Below are 22568 nucleotides of genomic sequence, written 5' to 3' on the forward strand. Positions count from 1 at the left end.
GCGTTCCGCTCGGAGGTAGCGTTTGTTCACCAACGAATGGAGGGGTCCGGGGAAGCCCTGCTTCCCCGGTGGGGGTTTGGGGGCAAAGCCCCCAACTCAAAGGCGCCCGGACCCCCAAGGGCTTGACCAAGCCGCGATGAGTCCTGCTCATCGCCGGCTGGTATTACTCCAGCCCCAGCGGGCCGATCTTCGCCTGGCCGTCGAGGTCGGAGACGCTGCGCCCCAGGGCCGTGTTGCCCAGGCGCAGGCGCAGGGCCTGCAGGCGGATGAAGCCTTCGGCGTCGTGCTGGTCGTAGACGTCGTCCTCCTCGAAGGTGACGTGGTCCACCGAGTACAGCGAGCGCGGCGCCTTCCTGCCCTCGACCACGCAGTTGCCCTTGTACAGCTTCAGGCGCACGGTGCCGGTGACGTTGTCCTGGGTCTTGTCGATGGCGGCCTGGAGCATCTCGCGCTCCGGGCTGAACCAGAAGCCGTTGTAGATCAACTCGGCGTAGCGCGGCATCAGCTCGTCCTTCAGGTGCATCGCCTCGCGGTCCAGCGTGATGCTTTCGATGGCCCGGTGGGCGGCCAGCAGGATGGTGCCGCCGGGGGTTTCGTAGACGCCGCGGCTCTTCATGCCGACGAAGCGGTTTTCCACCAGATCGATGCGCCCGATGCCGTGCTTGCCGCCCAGTTCGTTGAGGCGGGCCAGCAGGGCGGCGGGGGAGAGCTTTTCGCCGTCCACCGCCACCGGGTCGCCCTTCCTGAAGTCGATCTCGATCCACTGCGGCGCGTCGGGGGCGGCCTCGGGGCTGACGGTCATGCGGAACATGTCGTCGTCCGGGGCCACCCAGGGGTCTTCCAGGGCCTTGCCCTCATAGGAGACGTGCAGCAGGTTGGCGTCCATCGAGTAGGGGCTTTCGCCGCGCTTGTCCTTGGGCACCGGGATCTGGTGCTGTTCGGCGTAGCTGATCAGGCGGGCCCGGCTGTTCAGGTCCCATTCGCGCCACGGGGCGATCACCTTGATGGCCGGGTTGAGGGCATAGGCGGTCAGCTCGAAGCGCACCTGGTCGTTGCCCTTGCCGGTGGCTCCGTGGGCGATGGCGTCGGCCCCGGTCTCGGCGGCGATCTCGACCAGCCGCTTGGCGATCAGCGGGCGGGCGATCGAGGTGCCGAGCAGGTAGGTGCCCTCGTACACGGTGTTGGCCCGGAACATCGGGAAGACGTAGTCGCGCACGAAGTCCTCGCGCAGGTCCTCGATGTAGATTTCCTTGATGCCCAGAAGCTCGGCCTTGGCGCGGGCCGGCTCGACCTCCTCGCCCTGGCCGATGTCGGCGGTGAAGGTGACCACCTCGGCGCCATAGGCGTCGCCCAGCCATTTCAGGATGATCGAGGTGTCGAGCCCGCCGGAGTAGGCGAGCACCACCTTTTTCACGTCGCTTGTCCGGGTGCTTCTGGTCATGTCGGGGCCTTGCGTTTCATGCAGTGGGAAGAAGGGGCGGGAGTATAGGCCAAGCCGGTTACGGAGCAAGGGGCTGCGGTGTAGACTGGCCACTCTGTCGGCGGGCTGCGAGGGAGGCTTGAAGATGGCGTTCGGGCGACGGTTCGATACCCGCGATCCGACGGACCAGGCACAGAAGCGGTTGGGCGGCCGCATCGAGGAGGCGGCCGACCGGCAGTTCGACCAGCTGATGGCCGGCCGCGACCCCGCCACCCTGGACGAGGCGGCCTATGCCGAACTCAGGCGCGAGGCCCGGGCGCGGGCCAACAACGCCCTGATGGGCACCCTGGACGACTCCAACTGGGCCTGGAACGCCGAAACCGGGCAGTTCGCCCGGCGCCGGGGCTCCATGCTGAAGGTGGTGGCGGCCGGGGTTGTCGGGCTGATCGGGCTGATCCTGTGGCGCCTGTTCTGAGCGGCGGGCCGGCCCCGCGCAACCGGTGATCAGGGCCGGCCTTGCCAGTTCCCCCGGCGGCACAGTACCATGACCGCCGCTTTCCCTTGCCAGTCCGCCGGCATCGGGTCCGACCCGGGTCCGCTGTCCGGAGGTCGGAAGGTGGGGGTCGGAAGGCGGCGCAGGGCGATCCGGCGCAGGGCGTGCGCCGTCGGGGCGTCCCTTGAAGGCCGGAGAGCCGGTGCGTGGGTTGCGCGGTTGCGCCGTGGATGGCGGCGTGCCCCCCGAGCGAATGGGTTGACGTGTGGACGCGGCATGACGACGGCGGTACCTCCCCGCCCATCGGGGGCTGAGGCCCCCACTCCCGAAGCCATCGGGGAGATTCTGCGCACCGCCTTCGCGGCGGTGGCGGAGGGGGTTGTCGTGCTCGACCCGGAGGGCAACTTCGTTGTCTTCAACCCGGGGGCGGAAAGCCTGTTCGGCCATCGCGGGCCCAGCGTGATCGGCCAGAGCGTGGACCTCATCCTGCCCGATCACACCGGTGGCATCCACCTGTTCGCCGGCGGCGATCCGGCGGCCGGGCCGATCAAGGCGGGGCGGCGTTTCGTGCCCTGCCTGCGGCGCGACGGCTCGACCTTCACCGCCGAGCTGCACCTGTCCACGGCGCCGATGGGCAACCAGCGCCTGCTGATCGCGGCGGTGCGCGACGCGGTGGTCTTCTCGAGCGCCCGCGACATGTGCGACGACGCCGAGGAGCGGCTGAGCTCGCTGACCGCGACCATGCCGGGCATCGTCTTCCAGCGGGTCATGCAGGTGGACGGCACCATCTACTACCCCTTCTTCTCGGCCGCCGTGCGCGACCTGATCGGCTACGACCCCGACGAGATGCCGATCAACCAGGAAGGCTATCCGGACGCCATCCACTGGGCCGACCGCCAGGACTATCTGGCCGCCATCCGCCGCTCGGCCCGGCACATGGTGCCGATGCAGGAGGAATTCCGCGTCATCACCCGCCATGGCGAGGTGCTCTGGCTGCGCGGCACCTCGCGCCCGGCCCGCATGGCCAACGGCGACATCCTGTGGGATGGCGTGCTGATCGACGTGACCGACAAGGTGCGGGCCGAGCAGTGGCTGGAAATGGTCATGGACCATGCCGCCGACTGCATCATCACCATCGGCGAGGACGGCACCATCGAATCGGTCAACGCGGCGCTGGTCGAGGCCTTCGGCTACCCGGCCGAGGAGCTGATCGGGGCCAACATCGCCATGCTGCTGCCCGAGGAGATGGACGGCCCGCCCGACCAGGCCCTGCGCCGTTTCCTGGCCGCCCCCGGGCTGGCCCCCGACCAGGGGGTTCCGCACCACGATGCCCTGGAGCTGAGGGGCCAGCGGCGCGACGGCCGCACCTTCGCCCTGGAAATGGCGCTCTCGGAGGTGCTGACCGAGGGCAAGCGGCTGTTCATCGGCATCCTGCGCGACATCACCGGGCGCAAGGCGACCGAGCAGGCGCTGCACGAATCCCAGCAGCGCCTGGGCAACATCGCCAACAACATTCCCGGCGTGGTCTTCCAGCGCTACCAGCGGCGCGACGGCCGGGCCGGCTTCAACTACCTCTCCGACGGCTGCGGGGCGGTGCTCGGCGGCACCGCCGAGGAGCATCTGGCCGACGGCAAGCTGTTCCTCGAGGCCCTGCACCCGGAGGATCGGGCGACCTTCATTGGCTCGGCCAAGGCCTCCATGGCCAGCCTGGAGTCGCTGGAGGAGGACTTCCGGGTGGTCCACCGTGACAACGGCCAGATCAGTTGGCTGCGCGTGCTCGCCGTGCCGCGCCGGCTGGACGACGAGACGGTGATCTGGGACGGCGTGGCGCTCGACGTCACCGACCGCAAGAAGGCCGAGGAACACATCCGCTTCCTGGCCTTTTTCGACACCGTCACCGGGCTCGGCAACCGGGCCCGCTTCCTTGAACGCTTCGAGACGGCGCGCCACAACGCCGAGCAGACCCGCACCTGGATCGCCGTGCTGTCGCTGGGGCTCGACCGTTTCGGCATCGTCAATGCCTCGATGGGCCATTCCACCGGCGATCAGGTGCTGGCCGCCGCGGCGCGGCGCATCCAGGGCTGCCTGGGCGCCGAGGACCTGTTGTGTCGGGCCGGCGGCGACCGCTTCCTGGTCATGCTGACCGGCATCTCGGCGCTGGACGACATCTACGACACGGTGGAGGTGATCCAGCACGGCTTCCTCGCCCCGATCACCGTCGAGCGCCACGAATTCGACCTCACCGCCAGCCTGGGGGCGGCCGTCTATCCGCGCGACGGGGCCACCGCCGAGGTCCTGATCCAGCACGCCGACGCCGCCCTGCAACGGGCCAAGAGCGGCGGTCCCGGCACCTTCCAGCTGTTCACCGAGGAAATGGGGGCCCGCGCGGCGCGCACCCTGACCATGCAGAACCGCCTGCGCCGGGGCCTCGACAACCGCGAGTTCCTGGCCTTCTACCAGCCGCAGATCGACCTGCGCGACGGCCGGGTGGTCGGCATGGAGGCACTGGTCCGCTGGCAGAGCCCCGACGAGGGGCTGGTCAACCCGTCCGAGTTCATCCCGGTGGCCGAGGAATACGGCCTGATCGACGCCATCTGCGAGCAGGTGCTGTTCGACGCCTGCCACTGGAACAAGCGCTGGCAGGACCTGGGGCTGGCCCACGTGCCGGTGGCGGTGAACATCTCCGGCCGCCAGTTCCACAACGCCGCCGCCCTGATGGCCTCGGTGCGCGATGCCCTGGGCCAGAGCGGTCTGGCTCCGGGCTTCCTCGAACTCGAGCTGACCGAAAGCTCGGCCATGTCGGACCCGGAAAACGCCATCAACGTGGTCCGCATGCTGGCCGATCTGGGGGTGTCCTGCGCCATCGACGATTTCGGCACCGGCTATTCGTCGCTGTCGGTGCTCAAGCGCTTTCCGCTGTCGAAGCTGAAGATCGACCGAAGCTTCGTCATGGAGGTGACCACCGACCCCAACGACGCGGCCATCGTCTGCGCCATCATCGCCATGGCCAACGCGCTCAACCTGAACGTGGTGGCCGAGGGGGTGGAAACCCAGGAACACCTGGACTTCATGCACGGCGTGGGCTGCAACAACATCCAGGGCTTCCTGATCTCGCGCCCGCTGCCGCCGGAGGAGATGGAGCTCTTCTTCTCCAAGGCGCGGGCCCAGCCGACCACCGCCAGCAAGGTCGCGGCCGGCGGGTCGGGGCTCGGGGGCTGAGCGGCCGGGTGCTGACGCAGCGCTACACCGTTCCCTGCGCCACGGCCTTTGCGCTGGAGGTGCGCGAGGTGGCCCGTCGGCGCGGCGTGGCGGTGGCCGATCTGGCCCGTGCCGCGCTGCTCACCCTGCCGCCCGCAACCCTGGCCCGCCTGCCCGACCCTGGGCCGCCGGCGGCCGACGACATGGAAACCGTGATCCTGCGCAGCGGTCCGGCGGCCGGGCAAAGCTGGCATCGCCGGCCGCGCCTGCAGGTGCGTCTGGCGCCCGGGCTGTCGGCCGCCACCATCCGCCGCGCCCTGGCCCTGGCCCTCGATCTGGACGGTGGCCGGCGGACGCTGGCGCTGGCCGAGCCGGCGGGCGGCGCGCCCGGGCCGGCGGCGGCGACTTCCAGCGGCGACATCAACGGTGACATCAACGGTGACACCAACGGGGGCGACCAGGGGGGGGACCAGGGAGGCGACGACAATGCCCCGCAGGGGAGCGACGACAACACCCCCCCGCAGGGGAGCGACGATAACGCCCCGGCGGCCGCCCTGAGCGCCCTCAAGGACGAGTTGGAGCGCCTGCACGCCATCGTCGCCGTACTCGCCTTCGAGCCCCTGCCGGGCGGCATCCTGTGCCGGGCCGACGCCCTGCACGTGATGGGCTTCCCGCCCGGCGCCATCCCCGACGAGCGGACCATGCGGGCCCGCTTCCGCATGCTGGCCACCATCCACCACCCGGATGGCCCCTATGGCAGCCACCGCCGGATGAGCCAGCTCAATCAGGCCATGCAGGTGCTGCGCGCCGGCCTGCCCTGAGGGGCGATACCAACCGGCGATGAGTAGGACTCATCGCGGTTTGGTATTAGTTGGGGGCTTTGCCCCCAAACCCCCACCGGGGAAGCAGGGCTTCCCCGGACCCCTCCATTCGTTGGTGAACAAACGCTACCTCCGAGCGGAACGCCCGGGGTTTTTTGGTTGCAGGCCAGCTTCGCTGGCCTGCGAAAACAACCAGGGAGTGGCCGCGCGGTCGGAGATCAATGAATGGAGGGGGTCCGGGGGAGCCCCTGGCTCCCCCGGTGGGGTTCTAAAGGGGCAAAGCCCCTTTCATGCGGACCTTTGGATGAGTTCATCTCATCGCCGGTTGGTATCACGCCACCTCCCAGGCCTTCAGGCACGCGGGCACTTCGACCCCGTCGAGGTTGCGCGGGTCGGGCTGGGGCGGCCCGGCCGCCTTGAGGGCCAGGGGCAGGGTGCCGGCCCAGATGGGCAGGGCGTAGTCGGCCGCGTCGTCGGACGGCCCGTCGGCCCGGATCTTGGCCGATGCCTCGTCAAGGGGCAGGGACAGCACCGCCGTCGCCTTCAACTCGTTGTCGGTGATCGGGCGCAGGGTCTCCCAGCGTCCGGGATAGAGCGCCTCGATGAAGCCCTTGAGGCGGGCCCGCTTGGCCTCGGGATCGTCGACCAGCCGGGCCCGCCCGAGCACCATCACCGAGCGGAAGTTGGCCGAGTGGTGCATCGCCGAGCGGGCCAGCACCAGCCCGTCGAGCCGCGAGACGGTGACGCAGACCTCGGCCCCGGCGGCGGCCATCAGGGTGCGGTTGGTGCGGGCCCCGTGGATGTACAGGTGGTCGCCCTCGCGCCAGTGGAAGGTGGGGGTGACGTAGGGCTGGCCGTCGATCACCACCCCCACATGGCAGATCGGCACGGCGTCGAGGATGGCATCGATGGTCGCCCGGTCGTAGTGGCCGCGCCCCGGCTTGCGGCGCAGGCGGACGCGGTCCGAGGGGGGCGGGGCGGGGCTGTCGTGGGGCATGCCGGGTCCTTGGGCAGGGGAAGGGAGCGGCAAGTCTGGCCGATCGCGCCCGGCAGGACCAGCCCCCCACCCTTGACGGCGAGGGCGAAAAGCGGCTCTTGTCGGGCAGGCGGGCGGCCCGCCGCCCATCCCTCACGACCCAGCCCAGGACCCTGCCCCGGATGACCCCGGTTCCCCTCAATCCCCGGCTTTCGGCGCTTGGCGGCTATCCGTTTCCGCGCCTCAACGCCCTGTTGGCCGACCTTCAGCCGCCGCCCGACCTCGAGCCCATCGTGCTGTCCATCGGCGAGCCGCGCCACGCCCCGCCGCCGTGGGCCGCCGCCCGGCTGGCCGAGGCCCCGGGCTGGGGGCGCTATCCGCCGGCCCCCGGCGAGCCCTCGCTGCGCCAGGCCATCCACCGCTGGCTGCTGCGCCGCCATGGCGCGGCGGCGACCCTGGTCGATGCCGAGACCGGCATCGTCCCCGTCTCGGGCACCCGCGAGGCCCTGTTCATGGTCGCCCAGGCGGTGCTCGACCCGGCCGCCGAGCGGCGCCGCGCGGTGCTCATGCCCAACCCGTTCTATCAGGTCTACCACGGGGCGGCGGTGCTCAACGGGGGCCGTGCGGTGCCCCTGCCCGGGGCGCCGGGCCGCCCCGGCATCCCCGATTTCAGCGCCCTGTCCGACAGCCTGCTGGCCGAAACGGCGCTGGTCTACCTGTGCTCGCCATCCAACCCGGAAGGCTCGGTGGCCGACCAGCCGACCTGGATCGACCTGATCACCCTGGCCCGCCGCCACGGCTTCGCGGTGATCGCCGACGAGTGCTACTCGGAAATCCACTACACCGAGGCGCCGCCCGCCGGGGCGCTCACCGCCTGCCACGCCCTGGGCCAGGGGCTGGACAACGTGCTGCTGTTCAACAGCCTGTCCAAGCGCTCCAGCCTGCCGGGGTTGCGCTCGGGCTTCGTGGCCGGCGATTCGCGCTTGGTCGGCGCCCTGACCGCCATCCGCAACTACGCCATGGCCGGGGTGCCGCTGCCCATCCAGGCCCTGAGCGCCGATCTGTGGGATGACGAGGACCACGTCGCGGAAAGCCGCGCCCTCTACCGGACCAAGCTGGACCGCGCCGAGGCCCTGCTGGCCGGCCGTTTCGGCTACCGGCGGCCGGAGGGCGGCATCTTCCTGTGGCTCAAGGTGGGCGACGGCGAGGCGGCGGCCCGCAAACTGTGGCGCGAGGCGGCGGTGAAGGTGCTGCCCGGGGCCTACATCACCCGCCCGGAGGCCGATGGCAGCAACCCCGGGGCGCCGTATATCCGCCTTGCCCTGGTCGCTGAGCCGGCGGCCACCGAGCAGGCCATCGAGCGCCTGATCGCCACCCTCGACGAGGGGGCGGACGCCCGATGAGTGCCGCCCGCCGCGCCCCCTTCCTGCCCCCCGGCAGTTGGCCCCGGCTGGCCGCCCTGGGCTGTCGCCTGGGTGGCCTCGCCCTGGTCGGCCTGGGGGTGGCCGGGCTGCTGGCGCTGCTCAGCTACCATCCGGCCGACCCCTCGCTGAACACCGTGCCCGCCGCTCCCGATCCGGCGACCCAGCCGGGCGACGGGGTGGTCAACCTGATCGGCCGCCCCGGGGCCTACGTGGCCGACCTGTTGCTCCAGGGCCTGGGCGTGGCCGGCGCCCTGCCGGCCCTGGCGGCGCTGACCTGGGGCAGCCGGCTGGCCGCCGGCGGCACGGTCGGGGACACGGTCGGCGGCTGGTGGCTGCGCCTGCTCGGGCTGGTCGGGCTGTGTCTGGCCGCCGCCCTGGCGGTCGCCCCGCTGCTGGGCGACACCGGCTGGCCGGTCGATGCCGGGCCGGGCGGGGTGGCCGGCCGGGTGCTGTTCGAGCAAAGCGGCCAGCTGGCCGAGGCGCTGGGGCTGGCCAGTGGTCTGCGCTGGCTGACCGTGCCCCTGGCCGCCGTGCTCGCCCTGGCCCTGGTGGCGCCGGTGCTGGCGGTCGGCCGGCGCGAGGTGGACGGAGCCCGCGACCTGTGGCAGCGCGGCCGGGCCGGCCTGGGCGCCGCCCGGGCGGCGCTGGCCGACCTGCCGGGCACCGGGCGCGCCATGTGGGCCGGCCTCACCGCCCGTCTGGCCGGCGGCCGCCCGCCGCCGCCGCCGCGCCGCGAGCCGCACCTGGACGAGGACGAGGACACGGCGGAGACCGAGGCGCCGGCGATCGGCGAACCCCCGCCCCGGCGGCGCAAGCCGCGCCCGCGGGCGGTGGTCGATCCGCCGCCCAAACAGGCCCCGCCGTCGCGCCGCGAGATGGCGGCCCGCCAGGGCTCGCTGCTGCCCGAGCCGGACGGCGACGGCCCCACCCTGCCGCCGCTCGACCTGTTGGCCCTGCCCAAGACAGCCGGCCAGACCCGGATCAGCCAGGACGCCCTGGCCGAGAACGCGCGCCTTCTCGAAAGCGTGCTGGCCGAGTACGGGGTCAAGGGCGAGATCGTCAAGGTGCGCCCCGGGCCGGTGGTGACGCTGTACGAACTGGAGCCCGCCCCGGGCACCAAGACCAGCCGGGTGATCGGTCTGGCCGACGACATCGCCCGTTCGATGAGTGCGGTGTCGGTGCGCATCGCGGTGGTGCCGGGGCGCTCGGTGATCGGCATCGAGCTGCCCAACCTCAAACGCCAGACGGTCTACCTGCGCGAACTGCTGGCCGCCGAGGCTTTCGAATCGGCCAAGGGCGGGCTGACCCTGGCCCTGGGCAAGGACATCGGCGGCACCCCGGTGCTGGTCGATCTGGCCCGCATGCCCCACCTCTTGATCGCCGGCACCACCGGCTCGGGCAAATCGGTGGCGGTCAACACCATGATCCTCTCGCTGCTCTACCGGCTGAGCCCGGAGCAGTGCCGCTTCATCATGATCGACCCCAAGATGCTGGAGCTGTCGGCCTACGACGGCATCCCGCACCTGCTGGCCCCGGTGGTCACTGACCCCGGCAAGGCGGTGGTGGCCCTCAAATGGGCGGTGCGCGAGATGGAAGACCGCTACCGCGCCATGAGCCAGCTCGGGGTGCGCAACATCGCCGGCTACAACCAGAAACTCACCGACGCCCGGGCCCGGGGCGAGAACCTGAAACGCACCGTGCAGACCGGCTTCGACCCCGAGACCGGCCAGCCGATCCACGAAGAGCAGCCGCTGGACATGACTCCGCTGCCCTTCATCGTGGTCATCGTCGATGAAATGGCGGACCTGATGCTGGTCGCCGGCAAGGACGTGGAGGCCTGCATCCAGCGCCTCGCCCAGATGGCGCGGGCGGCTGGCATCCACCTCATCATGGCCACCCAGCGGCCCTCGGTGGACGTCATCACCGGCACCATCAAGGCCAACTTCCCGACCCGCATCAGCTTCCAGGTGACCAGCAAGATCGACAGCCGGACCATCCTCGGCGAGCAGGGGGCCGAGCAGCTTCTGGGCCAGGGCGACATGCTGTACATGGCCGCCGGGGGGCGCATCCAGCGCGTCCACGGACCCTTCGCCAGCGACCAGGAGGTGGAGGAGGTGACCGCCTTCCTGGCCAGCCAGGGCGAGCCCGACTACCTCTCGGCGGTGACCGAGGAAGGCGACGACGCGCCGCCCATCCTGGGCCTTGATGGCGCCACCCAGGGGTCGGGCGGCAACGGCGACAGCGGCGATGCCCTGTTCGATCAGGCGGTGGCCCTGGTGGCGCGCGAGCGCAAGGCCTCGACCAGCTTCGTGCAGCGCCATCTTCAGATCGGCTACAACCGGGCGGCCCGCATCATCGAGCGCATGGAGGCCGAGGGCATGGTCGGCAAGCCCAACCACGTGGGCAAGCGCGAGGTGTTGCTGCCCCCGAGCGACGAGTAATCGCCATGTGTGGGCTGGCCGCAGTGGTCGACCTCGCCGCCGCCGGCCTGCCCGCCGAGGCCGCCGGGGGGATGGCGCGGGCCCTTGAGCGGCTCACCCCGCGCGGCCCCGACGGCGGCGGGGTGTGGGCCGATGCCCACTGCCGGCTGGGCCACCGGCGGCTGGCGGTGATCGACCTGTCGCCGGGCGGCGCCCAGCCGATGGCCGGCCACGGGCTGGTCCTCACCTACAACGGCGAAATCTACAACTACCGGCAGCTTCGGGCCGAGCTTGAGCAGGCCGGGGTGGCGGTGGCCGGCGACAGCGACAGCGCCGTGCTGCTGGCCGGCTGGGCCCACTGGGGCGCGGGGTTGCTGCCCCGGCTGAACGGCATGTTCGCCTTCGCCCTGTGGGACGGGCGGGCCCGCGAGTTGATCCTGGCCCGCGACCGCATGGGCAAGAAGCCGCTCTATCTGCGCACCGAGGGGGGGCGGCTGGCGGTGGCCTCCGACCTGGTTGCCCTGGGGCATGTGTGGCCCGGTGGCTGGTCGCTGGATCGGGCCGGGTTGGCCACCTATTTCGCCCTTGGCTACAGCCTCGATCCCCAAACCGTGCTCAGCGAGGCCAAGACCCTGCCGGCCGGCCACATGGCCCGTTTCTCGGCCCGGGGGCTTGAGGTGCGGCGCTGGCACCACCCCGTCCCCCCGGCGCCCATCACCGACTCCGTCACTGACCCCGGGGAGGCCGCCGGGCGCCTGCGCGCCGCCGTCGACGGGGCCGCCGCCGCCCGTCTGGTCGCCGACGTGCCGGTCGGCGCCTTCCTGTCCGGCGGCATCGATTCGGCCGTCGTCTGCGCGGCCCTGGTCGCCGGCGGGCACACGGTCAACAGCTACACCATCGGCAGCGCCGGGGCCGCCGACTACTACGAGGAACGCCCCGCCGCCCGCCGGATCGCCGCGCACCTGGGGCTGGCCCATACCGAGATCGAGATCGACCCGGCCGGCGACACCGCCTGGGTCGAGCCCTTCTTCGAGGCCATGGACGCTCCCTTCGCCGACAGCTCGGCCATTCCCACCTTCCTGCTGGCCCGCGAAATGCGCCGCCACTTGACCGTCGCCCTGTCCGGCGACGGGGCCGACGAGGTGTTCGGCGGCTACCGCAAGTATCAGGGCGAGTTGCACGCGGCGCGCTACCAGCGCCTGCCCGCCGCCCTGCGCCGACGCCTGATCGAGCCCCTGGCCCGCCGCCTGCCGGAGGGCAAGGACTCGGCGCTGATGGATGCCTCGCGCAAGGCGCGGCGCTTCCTGGCCCACGCCGGGGCCGACCCGGTGGCCCGCCAGGCCGGCTGGATGCGCCGCCTGTCGGCGGCCGAGCTGGCCGCCCTGGGCCTGCCCGAGGCCGACATCGAAAGCGCCGTCGCGGCCGCCCGGGGAGACATCGCCGACCCCCTGAACGCCCTGCTGGCGGCCGACATGGCCCTGGTCCTGGCCGGCGACATGCTGGTCAAGGTGGACCGCTTTTCCATGGCCCATGCGCTGGAGGTGCGCTCACCCTTCCTCGACCCGGCGGTGGTCGACCTTGCCGCCGCCCTGCCCGGCGAGCTCAAGATCCGGCCCGGGGCGGGCAAGTGGATCCTGCGCCACGCCTTCGCCGACCGCCTGCCGGCGGAGGTCTTCGCGCGCCCCAAGAAAGGCTTCGAGATTCCCTTGGCCCAGTGGCTTCAGGGCCCGCTGGCCGGGCCGCTGGCCGAGGCCACCGACGCCGCGCGCCTGACAGCCCGGGGCCTGATCGACCCCACCCTGCCGGCCCTCTGGCGGGACCGCCTGGGCCGCCCCGGCCATGATCCGAGCTGGCATCTGTGGAGCCTGATCTGCCTCGACCAGTGGCTGGCCCGCCATGGTCCCGTGTTCGGTCTGTAATACCAGCCGGCGATGAGCAGGACTCATCGCGGCTTGGTCAAGCTTTGAGTTGGGGGCTTTGCCCCCAAACCCCCACCGGGGAAGCAGGGCTTCCCCGGACCCCTCCAGTCGTTGGTGAACAATTGTTCCCTCCGAGCGGAACGCGTCGTGGTTTTTTGGTTGCAGGCCAGCTTTGCTGGCCTGCGAAAACAACGTGGGAATGGGCGCGCGGCCTCAGATCGCCCTCCCAATGGTTCGCTTGCAGGCCGGCCTTGGCCTGCGTGCGGAAATCCGGGCTCGCTCGGCGATCAATGAATGAATGGAGGGGGTCCGGGGGAGCCCCTGGCTCCCCCGGTGGGGTTTTAAAGGGGCAAAGCCCCTTTCATTCATACCAACCGGCGGTGAGTTACTCTCATCGCCGTCTGGTATAAGGGTCAGGCGCGGGTCCACAGGGGGTCTTTGAGGCGTGCCAGGAAGGCGGCGTGGGCGGCCAGTTCCTCGTCCGTCGGGGTGTGCGGCCGGGGCTCGCGGTAGGGGCGTTCGGGGGGCGGGGGCGGGGCGTCGCCGGCCTCGGCGCCGCCGCCGACGCGGCCCAGGGCGAGGCCTGGCTGGCGGCCGCCGATCAGCTCCAGGTAGACCTCGGCCAGCAGTTCGGCGTCGAGCAGGGCGCCGTGCAGGGTGCGCGCCGTGTTGTCGATGCCGAAGCGGCGGCACAGGGCGTCCAGGCTGGCCGGGGCGCCGGGAAAGCGGCGCCGCGCCATGCCCACGGTGTCGATGGCCCGCTCGCCGGACAGGGCGGGCCGGCCGAGGCGGGCCAGCTCGGCGTTGAGGAACCCCATGTCGAAGGCGGCGTTGTGGATGACCAGTTTGGAGTCCTCGCCGAGGAAGGCGAGGAAGGCGTCCACTTCCTGGGCGAAGGTCGGCTTGTCGGCCAGGAAGGCGGCGCTCAGGCCGTGCACCCGTTCGGCCTCGGCCGGCATGTCGCGTTCGGGATTGAGGTAGACGTGATACTTGCCGCCGGTGGGGACGTGGTTGACCAGCTCCAGGCAGCCGATCTCGACCACCCGATCGCCGCTCAGGGGGTCGAGGCCGGTGGTTTCGGTGTCCAGGACGATTTCGCGCATTGGTCGCCTCGTGGGGTCGGGGTGGGGATGATAGCAAAGGGGCGCTGCCCCTTTGAACCCCGCTGGGGAGGCCGGGAGGCCTCCCCAGACCCCACCATGAATCAAAACCCCACCAAGGGGGGCTTGCCCCCCTTGGTGGGGTTTTAAGTCACGGCGGGGGTCCGGGGGGGCCCCTGGTCCCCCCGGCGGGGGTCAAGGGGGCAGCGCCCCCTTGCTCTCACCGCCCCCCGATCTCTCCGAGCAGCCGCCGCAGCGCCCGCCGGGTGGCAACCCGGGAAGTGGCGGGGATGACGCTGTCGGCCAGCCGGCGTTTGGCGGCGTCGGGCATCTGGCGTCTCAGGATGCCGTTCAGGCGTTGCGGTGTCATGCCGGGGCGGGCCAGGGCGCGGCGGCGTTGCAGGAAGACCGGCGCGCTGACCACGGCGATGTGGTCGCAGCGCCGCCGGGCCCTGGGGCTTTCCAGAAGCAGCGGCACGTTGAGCACCACCAGCGGCGTGCGGCGGCGGCGGTGGTGCGTAAGGAAGCGGCGCTCCTCGGCCCGCACCAGCGGATGCACGATGGCCTCCAGGCGCTTCAGGGCGGCCGGCCGGCCGAACACCTGCCCGCCCAGCCTGGGACGGTCGACGGCGCCGTTCTCGACCACCCCGGGGAAGGCCCGGGCGATCGCCGGCACGGCGGCTCCGCCGGGGCCGAGCAGGGCGTGCACGGTGGCGTCGGCGTCGTGCACCGGCAGGCCCATCTCGGCCAGCATGTGGGCGGCGGTGGACTTGCCCATGGCGATGGAGCCGGTCAGGCCCAGGACGATCATGCCAGTCCTTCGAGGACGTGGGCCCTGAGCGCGGCATCGACCGTGGGGGCCACCCCGAACCACGCGGCAAAGCCCACGGCGGCCTGATGGAGCAGCATCCCCAGTCCGTCCGAGGTCGGGTTGCCGCGCTCCCGGGCGGCGGCCAGCAGGGGCGTTTCCAGCGGGCTGTAGACGATGTCGGCGACCACGGCGGCGGTTGGCAGGGCAGAGAGATCGAGGTCAAGCGGCGGCTGGCCGGTCATCCCGAGCACGGTGGTGTTGACCAGCAGGTTGGCGCCCTTGAGGGTGCCGGCCCGGTCGGCCCAGTCGGCAACCCGGACCCGGTCGTCGTCCAGATGCTCGGCCAGCAGTTCCGCCTTGGCCCGGGTGCGGTTGACCAGCCACAGGCGCGGCGCCCCGGCATCGAGCAGGGCGACGGCGATGGATCGCGCCGCGCCGCCGGCCCCCAGCAGCACCGCCGGGCCGGCGCTGGGGGTGAAGGCGGGGGCGGCCTCGGCGAGGCCGGCCAGGAAACCCTGGCCGTCGGAATTGTCGCCGGAGATGGTGCCGTCGGCCGAAAAGACCAGGGTGTTGACGGCGCCGATGCGCGAGGCGGCCGGGCTCAGCCGGTGGCACAGGGGCAGCGCGGCTTCCTTGTGGGGCACCGTCAGGTTGACCCCGGCCAGCCCCAGGCGGGGCAGCAGGTCGAGCGTTGCCCCCAGGTCCTCGGGGCGCACCGGCAGCGGGACGTAGGCCCCGTCGATGCCATGGCGGGCCAGCCAGAACCCGTGCAGCCGGGGCGACAGGCTGTGCTTGACCGGCCAGCCGAGCACCGCCGCCACCCGGGCGGCGCCGGAAAGGGGAGTCGCCACCCGGGCGGCGCCGGAAAGGGGAGTCGCCACCCGGGCGGCGCCGGAAAGGGGAGTCGCCATCGCAGCCTACCCCTGGGGCACGGTGCCGATGCCGGCTGGCTCGGGGAAGCTGGTCGGCGCCGGGCTGACCAGCTCGCGGCCCTGCGGGGTGACCGCCATCACCGCCAGACCGCGCTCGTTCAGGCCGTCCGGGGTCAGGCGGAAGATGCCGTTGACCCCGGCGAAGCCGGTCGGCTGGGTCAGGGCGCGGGCCGAGAAGGCGGCGGCGCCGCCCTGGCGGGCCAGCACGGCGGCCAGGGCGGTGGCGTCGTAGCCCAGGCTGGCGATGGTCGGCGGGGCGCTGCCGAAGGCCCGGCGGTAGCGCTCGGTGAAGGCGTCCTTGGGCCCCGCCGCCGGGGCCGGGAACCACGCCCCGACCATGCCCGGTTCGCGGCCCAGGTTGCTTTCCTCGGCCCAGCGCATGGTGCCGAGCAGTTTCACCGCCGCCGGATCGACGTCGTAATAGGGCAGAAGGGCGGCGATCTCGATCAGCCGGTCGCCGCTGGCCACCACCAGCAGGGCGTCGAAGTTGGGCGCGCCCAGGGTGTCCATCTCGGCCAGCCGGGCGGCGGCGGCGGTGCCGACCGCATCGCCGCGCGCCTTGAGCGCCGAGACCTGGGCCTGCAGCGCTCCCTGGCGGCTGGCGTAGTCGGCCAGGCTCTTGACCACGCCGGCCATGTCCTCGGTCGCCGGGTCGAAGCGGGCGATGCGGCCCAGCGGGCGACGGTGGTCGGCCGCCACCCGGCGCGCCGCGTCGACCACCAGATCCCCCTCGGCGCCGGCCGGGGCGAGCACGGCGACGGTGTCATGCTGCTGGGCGTAGGCTTCCTCCATCACCCGGCGCACCTGGTCCTTCATCAGGAAGCCCATCAGGTGAACGCCCGGCGCCGCCACCCCGGGGACCGAGGAGAAGGCGACCATCTCGACCCCCGCCGCCTGGGCCGGCGGGCTGGCCGCCGTCACCGATTGGGCGAACAGCGGTCCGAGCAGCAGTTGCGCCCCTTCCTCCAGGGCCTGATGGCTGGCCGCGGCGGCGCCCTGGGGGGTGCCGGCGGTGTCGTAGGGTTGCAGCACGAAGGCCGGCTGGGCGACGTCGAACAGGGCCATCTGGGCGGCGTTGAGGATGGCCTGGCCGACCGGCGCGGCGCGCCCGGAGAGCGGCAGCAGCAGGCCGACGCGGACCAGCCCGTCCTGGCGGTCGGGCGGCACCACCCCGGTCTGCCAGGGCAACTCGGGTTGCGGCTCGGGCGGCGGCAGGGGGGCGGGTTCGGGCTCGGGCGCCACCACGGCCGGGGCCGGCGCCGCCGCCACCGGGGGCGGCGGCTCTTCCGCCGGCGGCGCTTCAGGTGCTACCTGTTGGATGGTCTGGCAACCGGCCAGCCCCAGCATCAGGGCCCCGATGAGGACCCGCCGCAGTGGCTTCGGCGTGGCGTGGCGTGGCTCAGGCATGGTACCTCCCGGGTCGACCGGCGCCCCGCCGGCCGCCCCGGGACCGACGGAGAACACGAGCTTTGGGCGACGCTTCCCTGGCAGGGTTATATGTCGTGGCCACCCCCATCGGCAACCTCGGCGACTTCACCGAGCGGGCCCGCGCGGTGCTCGCCGGGGTCGATCTGATCGCCTGCGAGGATACCCGGGTGACCGGCCGCCTGTGCGGCCACTTCGGCATCACCACCCCGCGCCAAGCCTACCACGAGCACAACGCGGCGCGCGAACGGCCGCGCCTGTTGGCCCGGCTGGCCGCCGGCGAGCGCATCGCCCTGGTCAGCGACGCCGGCACGCCGCTGATCTCCGACCCCGGCTACCGGCTGGTCGCCGAGGCCCGCGCCGCCGGCCACGCGGTGCGCACGGTGCCCGGGGCCTCGGCGGTGATGGCCGCGTTGACCGTCGCCGGCTTGCCCACCGACCGTTTCCTGTTCGCCGGCTTCCTGCCCCCCAAGGGTGGGCCGCGCCGGCGCGCCATCGCCGAGCTGGCCCCGGTGCCGGCAACCCTGGTGCTGTTCGAGTCGCCGCGCCGTCTGCCCGAGACCCTGGCCGATCTGGCCGAGGGGTTGGACGGCGGGCGTCTGGCCAGCGTCTGCCGCGAGCTGACCAAGTTGTACGAAGAGGTGCGCCACGGCTCCCTGGCCGAGCTGGCCGGGCACTACGCGGCCGAGGGGCCGCCCAAGGGCGAGGTGGTGCTGGTCATCGCCCCGCCCGAGGCTCCGGCGGCGGCCAGCCAGGGCGACATCGACGCGGCCCTGCGCCAGGCCCTGGACGAGGGGCTGTCGGTGCGCGACGCGGCGCGCCGGGTCAGCGAGCGGACCGACACCGCGCGCCACACCGTCTACGCCCGCGCCCTGGCCCTTAAGAATGGCGAAGAAGACGCGCCATGAGAGGATCCATGAACCGGCGCCAACAGGCCGAGGCCCAGGGCCGCGCCGCCGAGGACAGCGCCGCCGCCCACCTGGAAGATCAGGGCTGGATCATCCTCGCCCGGCGCCATCGCGGCCAGCGCGGCAGCGGGGCCGGCGAGCTCGATCTGATCGCCCGCACCGACAGCACCCTGGCCTTTGTCGAGGTCAAGCGCCGGCCCTCCCCCGAGCAGGCCCTGCTCAGCCTGACGGCGCGCCAGCGGCGCCGCATCGAAACGGCGGCCGAGGCGTTCCTGGCCGGGCATCCCGAGCTGGCCGGCCTCGACATCCGCTTCGATCTGATCACCCTGGCCCCCGCCGCGCCGCCGCACCATCTGGCCGACGCGTGGCGGGTCGGCGACTGACATGCCGTGTGTCGGTCCTCAAGCCATTCCGCCGCCGGACCGGCGCGCCAACCGCAAACAGGAAACAACATGGGCAGCTTGACCCTGGTCGCCTTCGACGTGGACGGAACCCTGATCGACAGCCAGGGGACCATCGTCCTGGCCATGGAACGGGCCTTCGAGGGGCACGGCCTTGCGGTGCCGCCCCCGGCGGCGGTGCGCGGGGTGATCGGCCTGTCGCTGCCCGAGGCCATCGGGCGCCTGTTGCCCGAGGACGCGCCGCCGGCCCTGGCCGAGGCGCTGTCGGCCGACTACCGGGCGGCGTTTTTCGAGCTGCGCCAGGCCGGGGCGCCCGACCCCCTGTTCCCCGGCGCCGCCCAGGCCCTGGTCCGGGCGGCCCGGGCCGGGCATCTGCTGGCCCTGGTCACCGGCAAGTCGCGGCGCGGCGTGACGGCCCTGCTGGAGCGCCCGGACGTGCAGGCCCTGGGGGTGTCCATCGACGCCATCGCCACCGCCGACGATGGCCCCGGCAAGCCCGATCCCTTCCTGCTCAGAAAGGCGATGGCCGACGTGGGTGTCGATCCGGCCTTCACCCTGATGGTCGGCGACACCACATACGATATGGAGATGGCCGTTCGGGCTGGCGTGCCCGCCGTTGGCGTGTCGTGGGGCTACCATGCCCCGCAGGCGCTGGCGGCGGCCGGGGCCGGCCGGGTGATCGACCGTTTCGAGGAATTGTCATTCGACGACCTGCCCGCCGGGCGGCGGATGCTGGGGGAAACGCATCCCGCCTAGATCGTTTCGCGGGCTCTGTTTCGAGTCGCGCGAAACGATCCAGTTTCTTTAAGTCTTGACGCAGATCGTCGTCGCGGTCCGGTTCGGATCGCCCGGGATTTGCTCTAGCCAGAATGCCAAAGGAGAGAGCCTGTCATGCGTCTGGGAACCCCGATCAAGATCGCGGCCGGCCTGGGGGCCCTTGTGGTCGTCGCCGTGATCGCCGTGGTCGTCGTGCTGATGACCATCGACGTCAACCAGTACAAGCCCGAGATCGTCGCCGAGGTGGAGAAGGCCACCGGCCGCCAGTTGACCATCGACGGCGACCTCGGCCTGTCCATCGGCCTCAGCCCGGCCATCGGCGTCGATGGCGTGACCTTCGCCAACGCCGACTGGGGCAGCCGCCCGGAAATGGTCAAGGTCGGCCACTTCGCCGCCGAGGTGGACCTGTTCTCGCTGCTCGGCGGCGGCATCACGGTCAACCGGCTGGTGCTGGAAGACGCCGACATCCTGCTTGAGACCAAGGCCGACGGCAGCGGCAACTGGGCCATGGGCCCGGCCGAGGCGGCGCCCGCCGAAACCGAGGCGGCGCCGGCGGACAGCGGCGAGGGCGGCATGTCCGGCCTGCCGGCGATCCGCGCCGTGACCATCAAGAACGCCAGGCTGACCTACATCGACGGTACCGGCGGGCCGGGCACCGAGCTTCTGATCGAAAGCCTGGACGCCGAGGCCGATGGCCTGTCCGGGCCGCTGGCGGTCGACCTCAAGGCGGTGTTCAACCAGCTTCCGGTGACCGTGGTCGGCGATCTGCCCTCGGTTCAGGCGCTGCGCTCGGGCGGCCCGCTGCCGATGGACGTGACCATCGAGACGGCCGGGGCCACCCTCAAGGTCAGCGGCAGCATCGCCGACGCCTTGCAGCAGAAGGGCATCGATCTGGCCATCGCCCTGTCCGGCGAGCAGATCGCCCGCCTCGCCGAGCTGCCCCAGGCGGCCGGCATGGCGGTGCCGGTGCCGGCGCTCGGCCCCTACGACATCAAGCTGGCCGCCAAGGGCGACCTGCCCAACCTGTCGATCATGGGCCTGGACGTGGAACTGGGCGAGGACGGGGCGCTGTTCATCACCGCCAAGGGCGACGTGAAGAACCCGATGGGCCCGTCCGGCATCAACGTGGCGCTCGCCGTGAAGGCCGAGGACCTCTCGGCGCTGGAGCAGATGGGCGGCGACCTGTCGGCGGTGCCGCCGTTCGAGATGGCGGCCACGGTCAAGGATCAGGGGCCGGCCTGGGCCCTGTCGGACATCGTCTTCAAGGGGGCGGGCAGCGATCTGGCCGGCACCGCCCTGGTCGATGTCAGCGGCGCCCGGCCCAAGGCCGAGGTGGACCTGACCTCGGAGGTGCTCGATCTGGCCACCCTGATGCCGCCGGCCGAGGACGGCGCGGCGGCCGAGCCGGCGGCCAGGAAGGACAAGGTGTTCCCCTCCGACCCGCTGCCTTTCGACCTGCTGAAAATGGCCGACGCCAAGGTCAAGCTGGCGGCCGGGCAGTTGATCCTGCCCAACAAGATGCCGATCCATGACCTGTCGGTCGATCTTGCCCTGGACAACGGGCGGCTGGCCATCGCGCCGGCCGAGGCCACCCTGGGCGACGGCCGGCTGACCAGCAACGTGGTGCTCGATGCCTCCTCGGGCAGCAACGCCGGGCTGGCGGTGGATGTGATCGGTAAGCAGATCAACGCCGGCAAGCTGGTCCAGGCGATGTCGGGCGAGAAGCTGCTCACCGAGGGGCTGACCGACGTCACCGTCAAGCTGAAGGGCGGCGGGGCCTCGGTGGCGGCGCTGATGGGCAGCCTGAACGGCAACCTGCTCATCGACACCGGCGAGGGCAGGGTCCACAACCGGCTGCTCAACTGGGCCGGGGCGGACGTCTTCAACCAGTTGGCCGAGGAGCTCAACCCCTTCACCGAGAAGCGCGAGTACACCCCGATGATGTGCACCGTGGTCAACTTCAAGGTGACCGACGGGGTGGCGGTGACCGACCAGGGCATCGCCTTCGAGACCGACAAGATGACCGTGGTCAGCTCGGGCAAGATCAACCTGGGGACCGAGCAGTTGGACATGGCGGTGCGGCCCAAGGCCAAGTCGGGCACCGGCATCGGGGCCGGCAAGCTGGCCGAGATGGTGCGCCTCAACGGCACCCTGGCCAACCCCGGGGTCGGCCTGGACGTGGCCGGGGCGGCCAAGACCGCCGCCTCGGTCGGCGCCGCGGTGGCCACCGGTGGCATCTCGCTGCTCGCCCAGGGGCTGATGGAGCGCTCGAGCGCCGATCCCGACCCCTGCGCCACCGCCAAGGGGGTGGCCTCGACCCGGCCCGCCGCCGAGTCGGACAACAGTGCCTCGGGCTCGCCCACCGACGCGGTCGGCGACGCGGCCAGCGGGGCCGGCAAGGCGGCCGAGGACGCCCTGAAGGGCGTCGAGGAAGGCCTTGGCGGACTGTTCGGCAACTGATGAGCAACACTTCCACCACCACCACCGGCCCGGGCGATGGCGCCCGGGCCGCCGAGCCCACCCTGAAACCCTCCGCCAAGCGGGCCTACACCACCGCCAGCGCCGGCCCGACCGAGGGTGGCCACGCGGTGATGCTGGACCGCCGCCCGCTGTCCACGCCGGCCCGCGCGGCGCTGGTTCTGCCCTCGGCCGCCCTGGCCGGGGCGCTGGCCGAGGAGTGGCAGGCCCAGGGGCCGCGCCCGGCCCCGGCCACCATGCCCCTGACCCGGCTGGCCTTCACCGCCGTCGACCGGGTGGGCCCGGGGCGCGATCAGGTGGAGGCCAGCCTGCTGTCCCATGTGGACGGCGATCAGATCTGCTACCCGGCCGAACGCCCGGCCGCCCTGGCCGCCGCCCAGACGGCCCACTGGCAGCCCCTGCGCGACTGGGCCATGCAGGCCCTGGACGCGCCGCTCGCGGTGGCCGGCGGGGTGATGCCGGTGGCCCAGCCGCCGGCCGTGGGGCAGGCCTTCGGGGCCGCCCTCAAGCGCCTCGACGGCTGGCGGCTGACCGCCGTGCAGGAGGTCGCCGGGATCACCGGCTCGCTGGTCCTCGCCCTGGCCCTGGCCCACCGCCACCTCGATGTGGCCGGCGTCTGCGCCGCCGCCCACCTCGACGAGCGCCACCAGATGGCCGACTGGGGCGAGGACGCCGAGGCCCTGGACCGCCTCGCCCGGGCCGAGGCCGACATCGCCGCCGCCGGCCGCTTTCTCGATCTGCTGGAGGAGCCATGAGCGACCCCCCGATCAGCCTGTCGGTGCGCATCACCGGCCGCGTTCAGGGCGTCTGGTATCGTGGCTGGACGGTCGAGGAGGCGACCCGCCGGGGCCTTTCGGGCTGGGTGCGCAACCGCGCCGACGGCTCGGTGGAGGCCCTGTTCCACGGCCCGGCCGACGCCGTCTCGGAGATGGTCGCCGCCTGCCACCAGGGCCCCCCCGCCGCGCGGGTGCGCGAGGTGCTGACCAGCCCCGGAACGTCCCCCGCCGAGCCCGCCTTCGTGCAGCGATCTTCGGTCTGACCGGGCCCGGGCGCGGCGCCGTGCTT

18 protein-coding genes are annotated in these 22568 nt (G+C 72.3%); 12 read left to right on the forward strand and 6 right to left on the reverse strand.

Going from position 1 to position 22568, the window contains the following annotated elements; translation table 11 throughout:
* Nucleotides 1-163 precede the first annotated feature (163 nt).
* Nucleotides 164-1441, reverse strand: coding sequence for an argininosuccinate synthase (locus tag BLR95_RS07100; protein ID WP_092617580.1), 1278 nt, complete (start codon nt 1439-1441; stop codon nt 164-166).
* 124 nt (nt 1442-1565) lie between these two features.
* Here BLR95_RS07100 and BLR95_RS07105 point away from each other — a divergent pair, with 124 nt between their 5' ends.
* From BLR95_RS07105 to BLR95_RS07115, 3 genes are all read left to right on the forward strand, one after another.
* On the forward strand, nt 1566-1895 hold the full coding sequence (locus BLR95_RS07105) for a hypothetical protein (RefSeq protein ID WP_092617583.1): 330 nt from the start codon (nt 1566-1568) through the stop codon (nt 1893-1895).
* A gap of 294 nt (nt 1896-2189) precedes the next feature.
* Nucleotides 2190-5132: an EAL domain-containing protein gene (locus BLR95_RS07110; protein WP_092617586.1), complete on the forward strand. Its 2943-nt coding sequence runs from the start codon at nt 2190-2192 to the stop codon at nt 5130-5132.
* An 8-nt stretch (nt 5133-5140) separates the two neighbouring features.
* Nucleotides 5141-5932: a J domain-containing protein gene (locus BLR95_RS07115; RefSeq protein WP_245689338.1), complete on the forward strand. Its 792-nt coding sequence runs from the start codon at nt 5141-5143 to the stop codon at nt 5930-5932.
* A 331-nt stretch (nt 5933-6263) separates the two neighbouring features.
* Here BLR95_RS07115 and BLR95_RS07120 read toward each other — a convergent pair whose 3' ends face one another.
* The gene (locus tag BLR95_RS07120) at nt 6264-6929 is read right to left on the reverse strand and encodes a pyridoxamine 5'-phosphate oxidase family protein (protein WP_092617589.1); all 666 of its coding nucleotides are present in this window, start codon (nt 6927-6929) and stop codon (nt 6264-6266) included.
* A 161-nt stretch (nt 6930-7090) separates the two neighbouring features.
* Here BLR95_RS07120 and BLR95_RS07125 point away from each other — a divergent pair, with 161 nt between their 5' ends.
* From BLR95_RS07125 to asnB, 3 genes are read left to right on the forward strand one after another with little or no spacing between them, the layout of a single operon-like run.
* On the forward strand, nt 7091-8311 hold the full coding sequence (locus BLR95_RS07125; RefSeq protein WP_092617592.1) for an aminotransferase class I/II-fold pyridoxal phosphate-dependent enzyme: 1221 nt from the start codon (nt 7091-7093) through the stop codon (nt 8309-8311).
* The gene (locus BLR95_RS07130; RefSeq protein ID WP_092617595.1) at nt 8308-10773 is read left to right on the forward strand and encodes an FtsK/SpoIIIE family DNA translocase; all 2466 of its coding nucleotides are present in this window, start codon (nt 8308-8310) and stop codon (nt 10771-10773) included. Before BLR95_RS07125 ends, BLR95_RS07130 begins: the two co-directional genes overlap by 4 nt.
* Before the next feature lie 5 nt (nt 10774-10778).
* On the forward strand, nt 10779-12671 hold the full coding sequence (gene asnB / locus BLR95_RS07135; RefSeq protein WP_092617598.1) for an asparagine synthase (glutamine-hydrolyzing): 1893 nt from the start codon (nt 10779-10781) through the stop codon (nt 12669-12671).
* Between the two features lie 413 nt (nt 12672-13084).
* Here the strand turns inward: asnB and dnaQ are convergent, their stop codons facing one another.
* From dnaQ to BLR95_RS07155, 4 genes are all read right to left on the reverse strand, one after another.
* Nucleotides 13085-13774, reverse strand: coding sequence for a DNA polymerase III subunit epsilon (dnaQ, locus tag BLR95_RS07140; RefSeq protein WP_092617601.1), 690 nt, complete (start codon nt 13772-13774; stop codon nt 13085-13087).
* A 217-nt stretch (nt 13775-13991) separates the two neighbouring features.
* A complete protein-coding gene (gene coaE / locus BLR95_RS07145; RefSeq protein WP_092617604.1) occupies nt 13992-14582 on the reverse strand; it encodes a dephospho-CoA kinase in 591 nt (196 codons plus the stop codon).
* Nucleotides 14579-15493, reverse strand: coding sequence for a shikimate dehydrogenase (locus BLR95_RS07150; protein WP_092617607.1), 915 nt, complete (start codon nt 15491-15493; stop codon nt 14579-14581). Before BLR95_RS07150 ends, coaE begins: the two co-directional genes overlap by 4 nt.
* A 6-nt stretch (nt 15494-15499) precedes the next feature.
* Nucleotides 15500-16921 carry a penicillin-binding protein activator gene (locus BLR95_RS07155; RefSeq protein WP_092617610.1) on the reverse strand — a complete coding sequence of 474 codons (1422 nt, stop codon included), beginning with the start codon at nt 16919-16921 and terminating at the stop codon, nt 15500-15502.
* A gap of 95 nt (nt 16922-17016) precedes the next feature.
* Between BLR95_RS07155 and rsmI the strand changes: the two genes are divergently transcribed.
* The 6 genes from rsmI to BLR95_RS07185 all read left to right on the forward strand — a co-directional run bounded on the left by rsmI (nt 17017) and on the right by BLR95_RS07185 (nt 22542).
* Nucleotides 17017-17847, forward strand: a complete 831-nt coding sequence (gene rsmI, locus BLR95_RS07160) for a 16S rRNA (cytidine(1402)-2'-O)-methyltransferase (RefSeq protein WP_342719732.1) — start codon at nt 17017-17019, stop codon at nt 17845-17847.
* Nucleotides 17844-18230 carry a YraN family protein gene (locus BLR95_RS07165; protein ID WP_425438435.1) on the forward strand — a complete coding sequence of 129 codons (387 nt, stop codon included), beginning with the start codon at nt 17844-17846 and terminating at the stop codon, nt 18228-18230. The genes rsmI and BLR95_RS07165 overlap by 4 nt, the downstream gene beginning before the upstream one ends.
* Nucleotides 18231-18299: 69 nt before the next feature.
* Nucleotides 18300-19004, forward strand: a complete 705-nt coding sequence (locus BLR95_RS07170) for an HAD-IA family hydrolase (protein WP_092617618.1) — start codon at nt 18300-18302, stop codon at nt 19002-19004.
* Between the two features lie 135 nt (nt 19005-19139).
* Nucleotides 19140-21485, forward strand: a complete 2346-nt coding sequence (locus BLR95_RS07175; RefSeq protein ID WP_092617621.1) for an AsmA family protein — start codon at nt 19140-19142, stop codon at nt 21483-21485.
* Nucleotides 21485-22258, forward strand: coding sequence for an ATP12 family protein (locus BLR95_RS07180; RefSeq protein ID WP_092617624.1), 774 nt, complete (start codon nt 21485-21487; stop codon nt 22256-22258). Before BLR95_RS07175 ends, BLR95_RS07180 begins: the two co-directional genes overlap by 1 nt.
* The gene (locus tag BLR95_RS07185) at nt 22255-22542 is read left to right on the forward strand and encodes an acylphosphatase (RefSeq protein ID WP_092617627.1); all 288 of its coding nucleotides are present in this window, start codon (nt 22255-22257) and stop codon (nt 22540-22542) included. Before BLR95_RS07180 ends, BLR95_RS07185 begins: the two co-directional genes overlap by 4 nt.
* Nucleotides 22543-22568: the final 26 nt, after the last annotated feature.

This window comes from Roseospirillum parvum, from assembly GCF_900100455.1.
GTDB classification, from domain to species: Bacteria; Pseudomonadota; Alphaproteobacteria; order Rhodospirillales; family Rhodospirillaceae; genus Roseospirillum; species Roseospirillum parvum.